Annotated in this window: 15 protein-coding genes; 6 read left to right on the top strand and 9 right to left on the bottom strand. The window is 41.6% G+C overall.

Annotated features, from left to right (window positions below; genetic code table 11):
* Nucleotides 1–71: 71 nt before the first annotated feature.
* A complete protein-coding gene (locus tag ACJJI3_RS01725; RefSeq protein WP_444941285.1) occupies nt 72–1,181 on the top strand; it encodes an oxidoreductase in 1,110 nt (369 codons plus the stop codon).
* A 127-nt stretch (nt 1,182–1,308) separates the two neighbouring features.
* Here ACJJI3_RS01725 and ACJJI3_RS01720 read toward each other — a convergent pair whose 3' ends face one another.
* Nucleotides 1,309–2,445 carry a serine hydrolase domain-containing protein gene (locus ACJJI3_RS01720; protein ID WP_444941284.1) on the bottom strand — a complete coding sequence of 379 codons (1,137 nt, stop codon included), beginning with the start codon at nt 2,443–2,445 and terminating at the stop codon, nt 1,309–1,311.
* 573 nt (nt 2,446–3,018) lie between these two features.
* On the opposite strand from ACJJI3_RS01720, the gene ACJJI3_RS01715 reads away from it, so the two are divergent.
* From ACJJI3_RS01715 to ACJJI3_RS01705, 3 genes are all read left to right on the top strand, one after another.
* Complete coding sequence (locus tag ACJJI3_RS01715) at nt 3,019–4,596, top strand: phytoene desaturase family protein (protein ID WP_444941283.1); 1,578 nt, start codon at nt 3,019–3,021, stop codon at nt 4,594–4,596.
* 771 nt (nt 4,597–5,367) lie between these two features.
* Nucleotides 5,368–6,345: a trypsin-like serine peptidase gene (locus tag ACJJI3_RS01710; RefSeq protein WP_444911162.1), complete on the top strand. Its 978-nt coding sequence runs from the start codon at nt 5,368–5,370 to the stop codon at nt 6,343–6,345.
* A gap of 104 nt (nt 6,346–6,449) precedes the next feature.
* Nucleotides 6,450–6,671: a hypothetical protein gene (locus ACJJI3_RS01705; RefSeq protein WP_444911163.1), complete on the top strand. Its 222-nt coding sequence runs from the start codon at nt 6,450–6,452 to the stop codon at nt 6,669–6,671.
* A 361-nt stretch (nt 6,672–7,032) separates the two neighbouring features.
* Here ACJJI3_RS01705 and ACJJI3_RS01700 read toward each other — a convergent pair whose 3' ends face one another.
* A complete protein-coding gene (locus ACJJI3_RS01700) occupies nt 7,033–8,148 on the bottom strand; it encodes a manganese-dependent inorganic pyrophosphatase (RefSeq protein ID WP_444941282.1) in 1,116 nt (371 codons plus the stop codon).
* A gap of 1,032 nt (nt 8,149–9,180) precedes the next feature.
* Here ACJJI3_RS01700 and ACJJI3_RS01695 point away from each other — a divergent pair.
* Entirely contained in the window at nt 9,181–9,768 is a 588-nt protein-coding gene (locus ACJJI3_RS01695; RefSeq protein WP_444941281.1) for a hypothetical protein, read from the top strand.
* Between the two features lie 539 nt (nt 9,769–10,307).
* Here the strand turns inward: ACJJI3_RS01695 and ACJJI3_RS01690 are convergent.
* From ACJJI3_RS01690 to ACJJI3_RS01675, 4 genes are all read right to left on the bottom strand, one after another.
* Entirely contained in the window at nt 10,308–11,177 is an 870-nt protein-coding gene (locus tag ACJJI3_RS01690) for a hypothetical protein (protein WP_444941280.1), read from the bottom strand.
* A gap of 257 nt (nt 11,178–11,434) precedes the next feature.
* The gene (locus ACJJI3_RS01685) at nt 11,435–12,757 is read right to left on the bottom strand and encodes a phenylacetate--CoA ligase family protein (RefSeq protein ID WP_444941279.1); all 1,323 of its coding nucleotides are present in this window, start codon (nt 12,755–12,757) and stop codon (nt 11,435–11,437) included.
* Between the two features lie 19 nt (nt 12,758–12,776).
* Entirely contained in the window at nt 12,777–13,634 is an 858-nt protein-coding gene (locus ACJJI3_RS01680) for a TauD/TfdA dioxygenase family protein (protein WP_444941278.1), read from the bottom strand.
* Complete coding sequence (locus ACJJI3_RS01675; protein WP_444941277.1) at nt 13,631–15,052, bottom strand: aromatic amino acid lyase; 1,422 nt, start codon at nt 15,050–15,052, stop codon at nt 13,631–13,633. The genes ACJJI3_RS01680 and ACJJI3_RS01675 overlap by 4 nt, the downstream gene beginning before the upstream one ends.
* A gap of 175 nt (nt 15,053–15,227) precedes the next feature.
* On the opposite strand from ACJJI3_RS01675, the gene ACJJI3_RS01670 reads away from it, so the two are divergent.
* Entirely contained in the window at nt 15,228–16,100 is an 873-nt protein-coding gene (locus tag ACJJI3_RS01670) for a LysR family transcriptional regulator (protein ID WP_444941276.1), read from the top strand.
* A 550-nt stretch (nt 16,101–16,650) separates the two neighbouring features.
* Here ACJJI3_RS01670 and ACJJI3_RS01665 read toward each other — a convergent pair.
* From ACJJI3_RS01665 to ACJJI3_RS01655, 3 genes are all read right to left on the bottom strand, one after another.
* Complete coding sequence (locus ACJJI3_RS01665; protein ID WP_444941275.1) at nt 16,651–16,995, bottom strand: hypothetical protein; 345 nt, start codon at nt 16,993–16,995, stop codon at nt 16,651–16,653.
* Nucleotides 16,996–17,096: 101 nt separating this feature from the next.
* Entirely contained in the window at nt 17,097–17,543 is a 447-nt protein-coding gene (locus ACJJI3_RS01660) for a GNAT family N-acetyltransferase (RefSeq protein WP_444941274.1), read from the bottom strand.
* Nucleotides 17,544–17,640: 97 nt separating this feature from the next.
* On the bottom strand, nt 17,641–18,171 hold the full coding sequence (locus tag ACJJI3_RS01655) for a DUF6882 domain-containing protein (RefSeq protein WP_444941273.1): 531 nt from the start codon (nt 18,169–18,171) through the stop codon (nt 17,641–17,643).
* Nucleotides 18,172–18,374: the final 203 nt, after the last annotated feature.

Genomic DNA, 18,374 nt, shown 5'->3' with positions numbered 1-18,374 from the left:
CTTGTATCTGATTTACATAACAATTTGTTAATTGTCAAAATATGGAAAATCTTAATGGGTAAGAAATATTTATGGCTACCAAATATCACAATCTATTCAACACCATTGAAATCGGAAACTTACGTATTCCCAACAGGCTCGCAGTCGCACCTATGACACGGGTCAGCGCCGGGCTAGATGGTCGCATTGGTCCATTGATGGAGGAGTACTATGAGGGATTTGCCCATGGAGGGTTTGGGCTGATTATTACCAAGGGATTATATACAGATAGACTTTACAGTCAGGGTTACAAGTATCAACCCGGTATGGCCAATCACGATCATGCACAGAGCTTGAAGCCGATTATCACAAGAGTTCATAAGCAAGGAGCCCGGATATATGCCCAATTGATGCATGCCGGCACCCTTTCGCAATATAACCCCTATACCGATCAAAGTGCTGGCCCCTCTAAGGTTCGCCCCCAGGGAAGTCAAATGCCCTTCTACTATGGTGAAGGCCCCTATCCCATGCCGGAAGCCATGACACAGCGAGATATTGCAATGGTTGTTGAGGGCTTCGCTCAGGCTGCCCGCATGGCACAACTTGCCGGCTTTGACGGTGTTGAGATACACGGTGCCAATGGCTACTTGTTAGACCAATTTTTAACCACCTATACCAACAAACGAAAAGACTGTTATGGAGGAGTACTCACTAACCGTTTACGTATTTACAAGGAAACACTTGAATCAGTAAGGGCAGCGGTCGGAAAGGACTTTGTAGTGGGCGTTCGTTTCTCTCAGAAAAAAGTGAATGATACCAACTATATTTGGCCTGAAGGCGAAGCTGGAGCTGCCGAAGTTTTCGAGCTAATGAAGCAATGTGGTGCCGACTATATTCATACCACCGAACCAAAAATAGACACTCCCGCCTTTGAAAACAGTAACTCATTAGCAAGTCTGGCAAGGAAATATAGTACTCTACCGGTTATTGCCAACGGCGGAATTACAGACCCAAAACTCGCAGCTCAGGTCTTAGAAAACAATGAAGCAGATATTATCTCGCTTGGTAAAACGGCCCTAGCCAATCAGGACTGGCCCAATACCATAAAACGAAATCAGCCCCCAAAGAACTTCACTTTTGATATGCTTTCACCCCATGCGACACTGGAATGTGCTCGTGATTATTTTCAAAGAAACAACTAAATAGTTACTTGGGGACAGCAGAGGAATTCAATTACCCTTCCCCTCCTTGTAGACCAGACAATGGCTCTAAGCGAGTGAAGGGTAATCTTAAAATTAGCAACTTTAGCTTTCTGACACCTTAAATTGATTAGTTTTTATTATGGAAAATATCTAATGTTTTCAGAGATAGCTCTACCAAGTCAGCCGTTTGATCACTATCTACATTCTTGACAACGCTTATAGAGCGGGCATGATCAGGGCAAAGCATTAGCATGGTACTTCCGCCAACTCCTTCACCACTCATCAATTTAATGTTTGGATGCTCCTCGATAATTCTAATCAGCTCCGCATCCTCCTCCGGATCATACCAATCGCTTAAACTGACAAAGTCAACAATCCAACCAATTCCGTAGCTTACTTCCTCACCACTTGTTAAAGTTCCTGGGCTAAAAAGTTCAGAAAGCGATTCATCACTCAGATAGCCACTATCAAGATGTGACATAGCAAACCTAACCAGGTCACTTGGTGTAGAGAGCATACCTCCGCCAGCATATTTATAGCTACTATTTACTTCTGGAGAGTTGATTAGACTTCCTCCCCAGTAAGAATAAGCTCTTTGCCTGTGGGAAATTATGGGAGAGTTTTCATCAAAAGTACTATTTTTGAGGTTCAAAGGATCAAATACTTCCTCTTGAACTAACTTCTTAAATTCAGTTCCTGATGCAGACTCCATTGCGGCAGCGAGCAATGTCCAAGCATAGGTCGAGTAATTAGAGTCTGTCCCGGGGTAGAAAAGTAAATCGTCATCCTTAAAAAGATCTAATGCATCTATTGTGGAACTATACTCCACATTGTAAAGAAATTCCCCCAAAGATTGGTAGTGGCGAATCCCTGAAGTATGATTTGTTATCTGTCTTAAGCTAATATCAGCGTGTGAATCAGGCCAAGCCTCTACCAGCGAAGAGACATTGGTATCCAGCTCAATAATCCCCTGTTCTTTCAACCTCATGAGAGCAGCTGCTGTGATAACTTTCGAAACACTGGCGATTCTCAATTTGGTTCTTCTAGTCATTGGAACATGAGATTCGAGGTCAGCAAAACCATAACCTCTTGCCCATCGAACACGCCCATTTTCCCCTACAGCCACGCTAATCCCAGGCACAGACTCCTCAGAAACCGTATTTATAAAAAGACTATCCAAGTCACCTGTGTGCGCTACTGAATTTTCAGCCAGAAATACCGAACATAAAGAAAGTACAGCACTTAAACTTATACGTTTGTACATATTATTAAATCCTTTTAACCTTCACATACTAAATAAAGACATTTACTAATTGACTTTATCACTCAAACATAACCCAGACAATTAAAAAATAACCATCAACTGAACTACATCTCTTTCATAACTCAACTCAATTATTGATATATTGCAGGATTGATAAGAACATACATGAACAGTTTTGAATTTAAGGAACATAATTCTCCATCCGTATATAGGTAGTCGTTGGCGAAAATCAAAAGCACCAAATGACTGCAACCTGCGATATTGTCTTTATCTGATCAAGATTAGATAAACCTCAACATCTGGCGCCCTACCAATACTCAGAAGCATGTTGTATTTTAATTTACATCTAAATAACTTCAGCAGTTATTTTTTCTTCAGCTCTGGTTACTTTAGACTTACTTACACCACATTATCTGGAGTTAGGGCATTTGAATTCCGCTTCCCCAATACCCTAAAACAGATAAGTAATGACTAAAGTTATCGCTCCAAAACTGAAACCAAAAAAACACTCTTTATCTTTTGATAGTTTTCTGTAAATATTCATACTAGTCCTTATCCATATAGAGAATAATAATGAAGGATTATGTGATTATTGGTGGTGGTCATAACGGCTTGGTCTGCGCTTGTTATTTAGCAAAAGCGGGGAAAAAAGTAACGATCCTTGAACGCCGGTCTATAGTCGGGGGGGCAGCAGTTACTGAAGAATTCTACCCGGGATTTAGAAATTCTGTAGCAAGCTACACAGTAAGTTTACTCAACCCGAAAATCATCGAAGATCTCAATCTCCGTGAACATGGCTTGGAAATCAAGTTACGGCCACAAGCTAACTTCTTTCCACTTTCAAATAGTGAAAGTCTCTCTTTCCATAAAAATATCTTGGATACACAAGCTGAGATTGCACGTTTCTCAGAAAAGGATGCAGCTACCTTACCTGACTTTTATGCCATGCTGGAAACCGTAGCAGATATTTTGCGCGAGGAATTACTCCGCTCTCCCCCTAATGTGGGCGGAGGCTTTGTGGATTTAGTTCGTGCTGGGGGCTTTGGCTTAAGAGCGAAAAAGTTAAGTATGTCATCTCGTCGCGATGCACTTGACCTGTTCACCAAGAGTGCTTCAAGTGTATTGGATGCCTGGTTTGAAAATGACCATGTCAAAGCTGCATTTGCTTTCGACTCTATAGTCGGAAATTATGCAGCTCCCAGCACTCCTGGCTCTGCCTACGTGCTGTTACACCATGTATTTGGCGAGGCTAACGGTGAGAAAGGCGCTTGGGGACACGCTATGGGCGGTATGGGCGCTATCACTCAAGCCATGCGAAAAGAAGCTGAGCGCCTTGGGGTCAATATTCGTACAGATGCGGAAGTCAAAGAAGTTCTGGTAGACCGTAGTCGTGCCAACGGCGTACGACTTAGCAGTGGAAAAACTATTACGGCTGACAAAGTAATCGCCAATGTCGGTCCCAAGCTGCTTTACTCCCGGATGATTGACGAACAACACCTAGGGCCAGAGTTCCGCCGCCGCGTACGTGGATTCAGGGTAGGTTCCGGTACTTTCCGTATGAATGTAGCACTGTCTGAACTCCCAGACTTCATCTGTAAGCCTGGAACTCACCTACAACAGCATCATCAATCTGGGATAGTCATTGGTCCAACAATGACCTACTTGGAGCAGGCCTTTGTCGATGCAACTCAATACGGCTGGTCAACACACCCCATTGTAGAAATATTGATTCCCTCCACCATCGATCCTACTCTTGCTCCAGAAGGCAAACATGTCGCCAGCCTATTTTGCCAGCAATTCGCTCCAGAACTTCCGCAAGGAAAAAGCTGGGACGACTATCGTGACCAAGCTGCAAAAACAATTATCGATACTGTCACAAACTATGCTCCCAATTTTCGTGATGCGGTAATCGCCCAACAAATTCACTCACCGCTAGATTTAGAGCGCAAATTTGGCCTCATGGGAGGTGATATATTCCATGGTGCCCTAGGACTGGACCAACTATGGAGTAATCGCCCCTTTATGGGCTTTGCAGATTACCGCACACCGATACAGGATCTGTATCTCTGTGGCTCGGGTAGCCACCCGGGAGGCGGAGTTACTGGAGTACCTGGGCATAATGCTGCTATGGAGATTCTCAGAGATAGATAAGAGTGGCCTGCAGTATGCGGGCCCTTTACCGCTTTACTACCAATTAGTCTTGATTCCAACTAGTAGCTCTAAAGAATCTGCTATTTTAAATAGTTGGAGTACCTATTTCGAACACTTCACAGATCCCTCTGGCGCTTCAAAATATATGAGTGCCAAACATTTATTTCCTTTGAGGATGATTGAATATCTAGTGCCCAGCGCCACAAAAACCTTTATTTTGATTATAGCCCTCTTCCATTTATAGCCATCAAGGTTCTTCACGACTTTAATGGGTATCTGTCGCCGCAGCTGATTTAGAAAATAGCACTTCTATAACAGTTTATTTATCTTGCTGATTCCTACACTTCCGAGCTCTATATCTCTTACATAAACACTTCCTATTTAAATAATAACCAAGATAATATGCAGCCATAAGCTGAGCAAGTGATAATCTTCAGCTGCGAGAAACATTGGACAAATGACATAGACCTCACTATGAACCAATTAATTTAATGTTCGCATACTAAAAAATCTTAGCTTATCCACTCAATACTTTAACAAATATTAGCAACCACAAAACCCTCAACACCTAAAGCAATTAATATAATCTTTTAGGCAAATATTTTCTGCTTTCTCTCACATAAAAACTGGCGCCGGTTATTTTCTAATTAACTATCATCGAGTTGTAAACATGTACGGCGGTACTATATTATGCGCCCGCACATAAATTAAGTGCGAAAACAAAAATGGCTGTACCACTACTTAAAACCTATTAATTTAGAGGGATCAGATATGAACAGAAGTCATATTTTTCTTTCATTGGTAGTGCTCTCAGGGGCATCCCATGCAGCCCCCCTTTATAACTTTGTTGAGATAGACCAAACCGCAAGTTTTATAAGCGGTCATAATGTCGCAAAACAACCGGTAGTCAATGATGCCGCAGTAAGTAAAGAATATACGTTAATGGAACGCACCGCTTCTTTAAGAGCTGTTTCGGTTACTCCAGACGGTAGGCAATATACTGCAGAAGTAGATCAAGAATCCTTATCGCTATTGGAGCAAGCGATAGCAATTATTGAATCTCATGGTTTGGATTCAAGGATTTTTTCATCAAAAGGACAGGCGCCCACCATGATTCGTGGTGAGGAACAACTGCTCCCCACAGTTGTAATTGGTACCGACGACAGAGTTCAAATTACTAATACCGTGCAAAATCCTCACTGGTACAATGGCCGCATTGATGTAGGCTGTACCGGTACATTGATTACCGCAAAGCATGTGCTAACAGCAGGACATTGTGTTTCTGATGGCTCCGGCAACTGGTATAGTTCTCTTGATTTTACAGTGGCTCAATCTGGTAATTATGAGCCCTGGGGGAGTGAATCCTGGACAAATGCTGTGACTACCAGTGCTTGGCATAATAATTCAGATACGAACTATGACTATGCAATTATTGTGTTAGCGGAACCACCACACAATGGATATTCCGGATGGGGTGTCTATTCTGGCGGCACTCATAGTGTTACTGGATACCCAGGAGATAAGCCATTTGCTACTATGTGGACAGATTCCGGTAGCACGTCTTCAAGTACATACAGAGTGTGTTACACATTAGATACAGCTGGCGGTCAGAGTGGCAGTGGGATTAAAGACACGTCCAACAGTGTTCGCGGAATCCACACAACTGGATCATCCTCGCAAAACTGTGGAACGCGTATAACCAGCTCCGTCTATAACACTTTGCAGGATTGGATTGAGAATTACCCATAAAGTAAAATTACTTCACCCAAATTTCGGATAAGGCGCCCTTGGGCGCCTTTTTTAAAAGTATGAGAACGCTAATTTCTTTAATATTTTTTCTAAGTGCATGTGGAATGATGGCAGATGATGAACCCGAATGGCAGCGAATAATGGTGAGAGGCAGCCTAAAAACACCTGATCCAGTTTTACAGGAAGTACAGCGTCTGGAAGAATTAGGAAAGGTAAAAGATGTGGTTATTCTTGAGTCCTATCCATTACAGATATGGTTTAGTTCCGATTTTGAGACAGCCGAGAAGCTGAAGTCCCTGTCAAATAAATATAGTTCATCTCGCTAGTTTTCTCTTTACCTACGCGCGAATGATAATTTTTTATAGGTTCGTGTTAATAGTAAAAACCCGCCACAGCAGATTATAGTTCCAAAACACCGAAATTAATCTAACGACCTTTCCTCCTTATTATTCTAGCTCAGGATTTTTCCGACCATAGCAGTGCTCCACCAATCAAGGAATAATGAGCTTTAAACAGAAATCTACTCCTCAGCTAGTAATAGGAGCATATGCAGCTCGAAACACTAACCCGAGATCGTCCGGTCAAGTGATAGTCCCTACTGGTTGCTATAGCTCTTTTAGGAGGGATAGTAGTGAAGCCGCGCAACAGGCATAGGCCCAGCCACTCTCATTTCTCTTATCTCCCTTTTTACTTCTCTAGGGCTCGTTGAATCGCAGGACCAATTTGGCGTTTCCGTGAGATCATTCCCTCAGCAACAACCATGTCATCGACTACATGATCTCCAAATGCCGAGATAACAACAGCCTTATCTTGGTCATCACTCCAAAGCAGATAAGATCGATTTTCACGAGTGTCAACGATTGCGAAGATCAAATGATCGATACCTTTCTCTTTCTTTATCTCGCCCATAGCAGATTGCAGCTCGTATCTCCTATTAATTAACGGCTGGGCTATCAGTGTTTCAGCAACACCGATGCCAACTTCTTTTCCCCCAAATTCAAAATCCTTGTAGTCAAGTAAAATGATATCCTTAGCCGAAAATCCACCCAAATCAGATTTTGCCATCAACATACGCTCTGCGAATTTATTGATATCATCTATGCCAGCTCTCTTGGCCAGTATTTGAACATAAGCTCTATCGTATTCAGTTGTGGTAGGTGATGTCAGGTTAACCGTATCCGAAAGAACTGCGGCCAACCCCATACACGCCAAATGAATCGGCAGTTCAATGTCAAACATGCGTGCATGGTCAGTCAAAATCGTGGCGGTCGATCCCCAGGGCCTTATCTCTATACTAATTACATTCGGAATATTAATTGGTGATCCGCCAATCGCATGATGGTCGATTATTGCTACAATCGAGTCTGGATCAATTCCAGTTGGCAATTGTGTGCTTTGATTAAAATCAACTAAGCCAACAGTCTTTCCTGAAAAATTTTCGATTATTTTTGGCTCATCAGCACCGCATTGATCAATAGCAAAGCGAGTTTCAGGATTAACTTTACTGGGTGTTCCAGGCTTACCACCATAAATAAAGGCTGCTAGTAAGCTCCCGCTAACAGAATCAGTATCGGGGACTTTATGCCCGATCCAAACTAAATTCTGGCTGCTTTTTAACTCCTTCCTCAAATAGTCAGCAGTAGATAACTTATCGCCATCCAGTTCTGAGGAACTGGATTCCTGCGCGTTTGATGTGACACCCACAGCTAAGCTAAGTGAAAATATGACTCTCAAAAGCAGATTGGGAAAATCCTTTTGTCCGTGCTTACCTAATGTTGCCAGACATAAAATCAAAAATTCCATTGACATCCTCCACAGTCATCTACCGGCAGTGAAATAGAAACTTTGATAGATAGCCGGTGTTGCAACCAGCCTCCAGCCATACCATTTCCTCACCCGGCTACATATTAAGTGGATCGTAAAATTATTAATCCTTTCTAAATAAACAGGTAGGCAGTTCGTAATATAGACAAGGTGCAAGTATTTAACGGACGGGCCAGCTATATGCCTGCTATACCGATGCAATTTGTCGCATGCGGCTACAACTAAGCATATTCCTTCGCAAGCTTTGCCTAATAATTCAACTCTACTTTTAACTAAATACGCGCTAAGGACATCAGTTACCTATGAATATAAAGTATAAGCCGTCAGTCCTATTGACAAAGGATCAGAATCTTGCTGAACGTTAGGTAATTATGCAAATAAATATAATTGACGAAAAACCTACCATGAAACGCCCAGACATCTCTTGATGCAACATGTCTGAATGACCTTCTGATCAGCAAAAAATTACATATCTCGCTATCGCGCCGCCTCTATCTAAAGTCATCTATTTTAAAAGGGCAAAAATACTCTTGTTTAAAATCTGACTTTTTACTACCGAAACTCAGAGTTGTTGCGCTCTCTTAGCATATTCAGACTTTCTCTTTCGGTGACTTTTGACTCATGTATAAGGTTCTACACCATGAATTGGGTACGCTTAAACTTATCATAACTTGGCTCTCCTTAACCCTCAGCATTACGGATGAGACTTCAGTACCACTTCTCAAGTTTTCTCCTGCCCATCACTTTAAAACCAACATGCTCGCTTTCTTAAATGATCAAAATTTGAACACCATTGGTGCTAGCAGCTTGGACCTTAAAGTTTGAAACGAATGTGGAGCCGCTTACCGGTATTTCATGGCCCTAACAACCAAATCGGAGATGGATAGCCTTCATGACTTATGCCTGTCCAGTGCTAATACCTCACTCAAATCTTTGGATGTCCTTAATAATTCTTTCTGAAAGGCGCTTAGTGTTATAATTTTCGTATTGTGATAATAACAAGGTGTAAAAATGGCAAAGTATATTTACCTCCCCGTAAACAGTGAAGAAATGCTAGAGTTTGCGGAAAATATGGCGAGCGCATGGAGTATTCCGAAGAATCATATTCTTGCCAACAAGGTGACATCCGGTATTGGTAAGTCTATGTACCGCTGGATAGATAAGTGTCTCAGTAGCCTCAAATCTGGTGATACTCTTTATATTGTTTCTCATGGTACTGGCGCTGGTGACGGCGAGCAAATTGGTGCTCAGCGCAATAACGGTAAGAATAAACAAACCAAAGTTTTCGAGAGGGGCGTAGAGTCGTGGCAGGGTGGAGAATGGAAAACCTATACTCCGACGCAGCTAGCAGCTACCCTGGTTAAAGAAGGTTTGCCTGGTAGTTTTGTGGACCTGCATCTCTGTGCTTGTGGGTCAGGTTATGACGGTGAGAGGTTAAGGCCCTGGGCGCAGCGTTTACGTGAGGCGATGGCCACTACCCATACAAGCCTAGAGGTTACTGGGTACCTTGGTTGGTTTGATGCTACTGGCAGCTCTGTCAAGATTAAGGTTAATACCAAGTATTATGATTTGAATGAGCGTGCGGTGACCTTTTCTTAATAGTTACTAGCCAAAGGTTACTGTAGACACCTGCAAGGGTGTTCAAAACTCTGTATCAGCCAAACACCTATAGGCTTTTGTATTTCTCCAGGCGATCTGGAAAGCGGATCGCCTGCTGCCATAGTGCTAGATTCTAATTTTGAGTTGGGCTCGTCCAGCATCCGAGACTTTTAGTTCATAGACGTAAAGTAGCCTCTGTAAACTATAGTCTTAGCGAAACACTTTCGGTCTTAACAAGCTCCAAATCAATATATTTGGGGTGTACAGCAAAGACGAATTTCGGCGCTTCCTCTCACTATTCTAGCCCTACTCCAAACACTTCACGCCACAATCGCCTTATTTCCATCCAACAACAAAGTTTTCCAGAATCTGAGCACAAACTCTGATTATTCTACACTCCTTGATTCCAAATTAGAGTAAAGATTCAACAGAAGTGATTCTTGTCGCATAACTAACTTCTCCCTTCAGTCTTTGGCTGTTCTGAATCATCTCTGCATCTGTATTTGGTAATGAGCAGGAACTGCTTAATTAAATATCCTTTATAAAAAATTTTCTGCCCAATAGTTGTTACTTGAATATTTTACATTATCAAGAATGTGTACAAGGGCCTTAGTAGTATTTTTAGGCAAATGTGAATCGCGATGGTAGATAAAGGCTTTGTATACCCATTTTTGATTACTTTGCCGCACACCAATCACTGTAGCTCTATTTCTTTCATAACCAAAGTAAGCGTAACCATATGAATTGTTATCATCTCCTCCTATAGATAATCTGCGTATTTTCAATTTTTTATCGCTATTATTTGTTAACACAGAATTCTCTGCAATATCTCGCGTGCTAGGGGTTGGAGTTTGATACATTGACGTTCCTGCATCGAAAGCAACATGGCATACAGATTGATCAGTCATAGTGAATCGGCACCCGGAAAGCTCCATGGTTAAAAAGAAGTTGACATCCGGTAAAGACTCATAAACTCTGCGATTTGTATGCGTGACTTTATTAGCTTCGTAAGGAAGCCAGTACACCCCAATTCCATATTCATCGCTCTGCTCGTCTCTTGCTTCTAAAGTAAATCTATTTCCGTCATTTGTTGTTGCTTTAAAATATTTCACACCGGCTACTCGATAAGAGAACCCAGAGGTTGAGATACGAATGCTTTTTATCTCACTGTTGTCTGTTTGTTTAGCTTCATTAACCCTATCCCAGAATACATCTCCAATATTGAAGAAATATCTTATGGCCTCTAGACCAGCCTTAGAATAACCTCCATATACCTCTAAGAAAGAGGAGATTCTGTCAAGATCAGAACGTGTTATATGTTTTTCCCTATTTATCCCCAAGCGAAGCGCTGCGTAGTCAAGCGCCTTCTCTGGAAGTTTAAGTTGGCTACAAATCGTATCAAGTTTCATAATCATCCTTTTTAATTGAACTTATACTTCTTCCACAGTAACTTTTAATACTTCTAATATTCCCCATTTATTTCTATTCAAATATCATTCAAAGTAATGCTATTTTTTTATCGGCATAGTGGGACACGAATTCCTTTCACCCCTCAATAGGCCAGCAATAAAAATATAGACATTTATACAACTCCCACAAGCACAATTAGTTAAACTAATAGGAGTCGCAATAACCACCTACAAGCCTCGTTCAGTAGTTGAAATAACTATCTACGATCAATAATTTTTTTTACTTTACCAGATTTGTTACTTATTTCCCCAGGTTGTAAAATTTCTATATTGATTCTTGAAGCTGCTTCGAGTCCAAGGAAAATCATACGAAGGGTTACATCTGAACTGGTGAGATTCTTATAACACTGTCGTGATAAATGATCTTTATCTCGATTATCGACAGATTCTCTTGCTTCAATTTCAAATGCCAAATGATCGTGTCCATCAACTTTTTCGATAATACAGTGGTAAAATGAGCTAAGACCCGTGACGGCAGTGATAGCTTTTTCTAGCGCAATTGGATAGACATTCCCACCATTGATTGTGAACATATTATCAATACGCCCCTTAATGGGACCCAAATAGGTTCCGGGGTGGCCGCATTCGCAAGGGCCTTTGTGCATCTCCACCAGATCATGAGTGTTATAGCGAATCAGTGGAAGGGCTTCACGTTGCAGAGCGGTTATAACTAATTCTCCAGTAGCACCATCTTCACATGGTTTTCCTGTATCAGGGTCAATAACTTCTGCATGAAAGAAGTCTTCCCACACATGTAAATTATGATGTTGGCATTCACTTGCTATCAGCCCAAGCTCAGTGTTTGCATACATATTAATCAACCTGGCGTTGAATAGCATCTCATAGTGGCTCCGAAATTCTTCAGAGAATAGTTCACCCACCATAAATATATTGCGTATATTTAAGGACGCTAAAGATATATCCTTCTCCTGGCAGTGGCGTTCGAGCCTAGGTAATAAAGAGGGAAGGCAGACCATATAATCCAGCTGATACCTTTGTAGGCTCTGTAGCTGATGGTCTACCCCAAGAAATGAATCTGCAGGAATAGTGAGGCCAAATATTTCAGCGGCAGCATGACAAATCATACCACTGGGCCAGGGACCATAAGTCATTGCGCACAAACACTTATTGGACGGCTCGACACCTGTAAATAGGAAACTGCGTGCTTGTGAGATTATTGCATTATTATTATCTTTGCGGGTATAAGGTACATGTTTGGGAGTACCAGTGCTACCCGATGTGTGGCAGTAGCGTATGATATCGTCAAAAGCCATACTCACTGTCGGCATAGGCTTTAAAAATATTTCTGAGCTTATAATCGGCAGTTGTTGTAAATCTTTATAGCTTTGAATTGCCTCCATATCAACTTTATTTTGTTTAAGTAATTCACGATAGTATTTAGACTTTGCAAAAGCCTCACTGAGCAGCCACCTGAGTTGATTATTTTTAAATGCCTGCTTTTCAGTTCTTGACTGACTGTTTTGGCGCAAAAAATCTGCCAGTAGTTCACTATAGTTCATAAATACACTAGTAATCTATTTATAGATATTTAATTGGTCGTTCTGCAGAAAAATGCACACGATGTAATTCCCGTCGTTGATTGTAGTCATTTACTGCATAGTGTAAGACTTGGTGATTATTCCAAAGCACGAGGGTACCGGGACGCCATTGCACTCGGCAATTAAACTCAGGTTTTTCGATGTGTTTAAATAGATAATTTAGCAGCCCCGAACTTTCATCAAGTGTCATACCATCAAAATGCGAGGTCGTAGTCCGATTCAAGTAGAGAAAAGGCTTACCAGTTACAGGGTTTCTACAAACTGCCGGGTGTACTACAGATTCCAGTGGCATTAATTTTAGTGCCCGCTCTATACCAGAGCTACTCTCACCTGAACTTTCCATTAACTTTGATAATGGTTGTTTCTTGAGCATTAGCTCTGTGGTATGTATCACATTGAGGGATTTAACTACTTGCTGCATTGCAGTTGAAAGGCTCTCGTAAGCAAGTGTTGAACTTGTAAAAAGGGTATCGCCTCCTCTGTTGGGAATATCAATACCATACAAAGCTATACCTTTTACCGGCTTGGAATAATATCCCTGATCATGATGCCAGATCCCACCAGTATTTTTCTTTTCACCGATCTCTTTGATAATCCTAGCAACTTGTGGGTACTCCTCAGAGTGACCTTGAAAGAAGAAATAATTTTTTTGAAGTTCTCCAAATAAGCCGCAGAAATTGACAAATGCTTTTGTATCCAGGTTCATATCCCTGATAACCAATAGCTCATGCTCATGCCATAGGTTTTGCAATGTTAGTCCTGTACTTTGATCCAAATCCGCCAGCTCTTTAGCTGGAATCTCAATCCCGAAATTACCAGTTAAATAGTTAAAATTCATAAAATGCTCTCGATCTCAGTTGTTGTGAATTGTGACCAGTTCGACAATTTTAATGCTTCGGGTAAACCACCCGTTGAGCGCATCATTGCGGCTCTAGCTGAACAAAAAGTTGCTGCGCGAACAATTTCTTTTAACGTATCCAGCTGATCGTTAACATTGTTAAGAGCGGCCATTCCACAAGGCACGAGGTCCTGATTATTGCCTTCACATGAGAAACTCATCTGACGCACCGGTGTCGACCTGGCCTTTATTTCCTGGAACAAAGCCGACGTTAACTGGTGAATTCCTTTACAGTGATTGAAAGATTCAACACTTAAATTATCTGGCAAGCCTCCGTTAAGGCGATGATCCATTAAAATCAATATTTGTCGATCAAGCATTTCAGATAGACGATGGATAATTTCCAGCATAAATTCAGCGGAAGCTGCCAGCCCAATCGCATAAAAGAGTCCGCCATGCCAGGGACCAGACTCAAGAATTAGGGGGTTGTCAGCGACAGCTAGAGCTTCGGAACGAATTTTAGCTTCGGAGTAATCCAATAAATCAAGGCAGTGCCCAAGTATCTGAGGAGCACAGCGAACAGAATAACGAGCTTGTAACAAAGTTTTCTTGCCTTCGACAATCTTCGGCGATTTTAAATAGTCACGTCGTAGTTGTGTCAGCAGGTTACCTGCCCGAGCGTAGCTGGTATGTACCTCCCCATAATGCAAACCTTCCGAGAAATGTTCATCTCCGGTGCCTATCGCCAGGGACATAAGCGCAACAGATTTAAAACAATCCCTTAATACCTTCCTTAATTGATAATCATGTTCGATAGCCCATGAAGCCATCATGGCATTGGTATTTACTAGACCAATTACGTCGCGAGGGCCCTTTGGTCCATCCTCGAATAGAGGAGATATGGCATGGGCCATAGAAATTAAGTCACCACTGGCTCCCAAGCTACCTTTTCGGGGAACTCTGGGAAGAGTTTCACTGTTTGCCAGGTTAAGAAGTGCTTGATAAGTAGAAGGATGGATGCCAGATAAGCCATGGGCCGTTTTCCGAGCTTGTAGTTTCAAAGCGCGTCTGACAACCGACTTCGGCAGAGGAGTACCGATACCAACTTGTAAATATTCCAATAGGTTGACTTGGGTATTTTTCCATTGATTTGGATCTAGGGTATTTCGCTCATTCTCACCATAGCTAGTGTGTAGCCCATAAATGGGGTTATCAGTATCATCGATCTGATCTTGAAGTAATGCATAGGAGCGTTTAACTCTGGAAATGTCTTTGTCACTCGCGAGAATTGGGTTGTGTAGATATCCCCACTCATACCAAGTCTGCAAAGGAAAAGTTAAAGCTAAACTAAAATTAGCTTCAGAGGATACTGCATTACTATTCGCTGGTACTGGATAGCTGAGAGATGACGTAGACACTCTAACTCCAAAACTTTTTGAATAAATAGGGAGTAAAGAAATTAACATGAGTATAAAAACATGAAAAATAGAAGTCGGCGCTGGTTGCCATAGACAATATCTATGGCAACCAAGAGTATGTCGATGTAGACTCGATAGCTGCTTTTAAATTAAGTCGCTAAATAAGTTAGGCTCTATGTTCCCACACGCTGATGAACTTAATTACTTTATTGAAGTTGCAAAAACAAAAAACATATCCAGGGCAGCAGAAAGATTGGGGATTAGGCAGCCGAGTCTGAGTGCTGCTATCAAGAGGCTAGAAAGACAGCTAGGTACTGAAATAATAATACGAGAAAAAACTGGTGTTCAGCTTTCACGTGCTGGTCTTAGGCTGCTAAAGAGCGCTCAGCAGCTATTAGATGATTGGGATGAGGTTAAGTATTCTGCGCTGCGAGAAAATAAAGAGGCCGTTGGTCATTTCACCATTGGATGTCACAGCTCGATTTCACTACATATGCTACCTGATAGCCTTCCTGCTTTTATCGCACAAAACCCAGGTATTGAATTGAGCTTCCAGCATGCACTTTCTCGCGAGATTGTAGAGGCCGTGATCAGCTGGAAAATCGATATCGGTATTGTCGTAAATCCTGTATCTCATCCTGATTTAGTAATCAAGCACCTTTGTCACGATGTGGTTAGTTTTTGGCATAATCCTAAGAAAATTCAATCTAGAGACGTACTAATATATGATCCAGCACTGATGCAGACGAACTGGCTGCTGAAAACCATATCTGAAAGCAATAGATATAAGCAATATATAAGGTCTTCAAGTCACGAGCTAATCACAAAAATGACATTAGAGGGATTTGGGGTTGGTATTATTCCTGGTCGAGTTGCACAGACACATGGAAGAAATCAGCTCGAATGGGTTAGTAAAGACCAACCAGGCTTTAAAGATGAAATATGTCTGGTATATCGGCGCGAGATAACTCATAGCATGGGTGCAAAGAAATTAATTGAAGAATTTAAACTTACCAACTATGAAAAAATTTCTATTAGATACAATTAAAATAAAACTCAAAAACCATAAAATTATCAATAATATTTTGAGCTGCAGAGCACTACTGGTTAAAATTCATGTAATTTAAGCGGCCTTTCAATTGTAAAAATATCAAGATCTTTATCCATTTAACACAAGATTAGTTTACGCTCGCGAGTGAGATATTCCCGAGATGATATTAATCATCCCAAGCCACAACACGAGCAGCCAGAGGGTAGCCTAGGCCGTCCGAATGGAAGTAGCAACGTGCCTGTGATTGTTAGCTGCCTTTACGTAATTACTCATTATATTTTTCCTGTATCTCAGTATAACCAACTACTCTTGAGCCTTCTCGAACCTGTAGATTGGCACCTACCTCTAGGCATTTTGGATATGCTTCTAGTTTAATGTGGACGTTATCATTCCCCAGCCTACTAATATTGACTTACTATCTAATCTTTCAAACTTCATACATATAACGGCTTAGTCAGCAGTATTTTGGTACTATTAGAACTTTAACGTAAGGTGGCGCAGCCATGACAAAACGGAGCGTAGACCAAAACATCAGGCGCGATAACTATTATGTATTTTTAGCTCTTCGCTTAATTATCTCTTTCAAGTTCCACACATTGACATATTTTACCCCGGCAGGATCATCAGCCTTAACCCAATACCGCCCACGAGGCCACTCGAACACATCTCCGTGTTTTACAACCACTGGTTCCATATTAGAAAATGTTAATTCACAGCTACCAGATATAATAAAGCATATGCAATTTTCAGAAGAGCCTGAAAATTTGCTACCGGCATCATACTCGTACGGACTCACGCGAAACTCACTTTTGCCTGGGTACAATGTACGAATTTCTTCAATGTTTTCTTTATAGACTTCACTTACAGGAAACTTTCGTATATTAATACTCATTGCTCATCTACCACACATAGCATCAGGTACAACGGCCACGACAAACGAAGCTTGACGGGATCCGCTGGAAGCCGAAGTCCAAAACATTGTGCAACAATTTGTTATGTATTTTCAGCTATTTTCTTTATAAAAATTATTTTACTTTGCAGGGGGTTGCCTTTATTTTCATACCCACACACTTGATATTCGTGAGAGATAAGAAGATGCAGCATTGAAGGAAATCTATTCATCGATTTAACGCTAATAGACTTAAACCCTTTGTTCATCACCCACTGCTCTTGAAGCTCAAGCAGAGACTTTCCTATGCCTCGGCCTCGGTAATCTGGGAGGACTGCACCAGACCAACTATAAAACTCTGTTTCGGATACTTTATAACCAATTTTGTAGCCTACTTTCTTATTACCAACTGAAGCTACCAGTAATAGGTAAAGGCGCCCCTCTAACCTCTTCTCTATTTTATCTTTGCTATTTTTAGCGTCGAACTCTGGAATCTCAGAATTGATCTGTATGACATCTTCTATCGTGCCTTCGCTGAAGGAAATGTTCATATCGCTACCTAGGTTTATGCATAATGTTCGGCTCTGCGTTAACCAAAAGCGAAGGCCGCTTTTGGCTGGAACTTTTACACCTGACAGCATCCGATTGTTAGGGCTGCTGATTTCTTAGCTCAATTTCACCAAATATCATATAAACAAGAGATCCACCCGCATCAGCTCTGTAAGCTCCATTTGCTGCAGCCAAACGGCTGGCAACGGCTGAAAATTCCCATGCTTGATCTTCGGAAACATGGACCTTTCTTGAGGTAAAGAGCTTTACTCCGTGCTTTTCACCATACTCTTTAACTAAACGTGAATGTTGCTGAAGAGGTTTTAGCACTGAAGGGTGATCCCACCCCCATAGAAAGCTTCTATCCTTCGGATTGTAAGTACCTATTATTTGAACTGGAGCTACAGCGATCCGACCATCCTCAAGCGACCAAAATATAATGCCTTTGTCTTGGTCGACATTCCATGTTTTAGCAGACCCCAGACCCCATGTCTTATCGTGAGCATCAGTTTGAATTCTTAAACCTTCAATGCTCCCTTCAATAAACTTTTCGACCTCCACAGAGTAACCTCCAGCATGCGTGTTAATTGATATGAATAGTACAAATATAACTGATACTAAATTTTTCATAACTCTCTGATACTTGATTGCCTTAACGACTGGTTTTTGAGCTGAATTAGAGCAGCTAAAGGATTGTGATTGTCAAACGCAGAGCTAAGCAAGAATCCCAGAACTGAAAACCCAATAGTAAATTGGACCGCAAACAGCCCACCCTGCGACTGCAAATTTGAAAAAACTATCCCGCCTTGGCGCCCCTATACTTGCAAGGCCCG

Source organism: Microbulbifer maximicatervae (SeqCode), assembly GCF_052466985.1.
The sequence above is the reverse complement of the archived record's forward strand: the minus strand, read 5'-3'. Positions and strand labels throughout refer to the sequence as shown.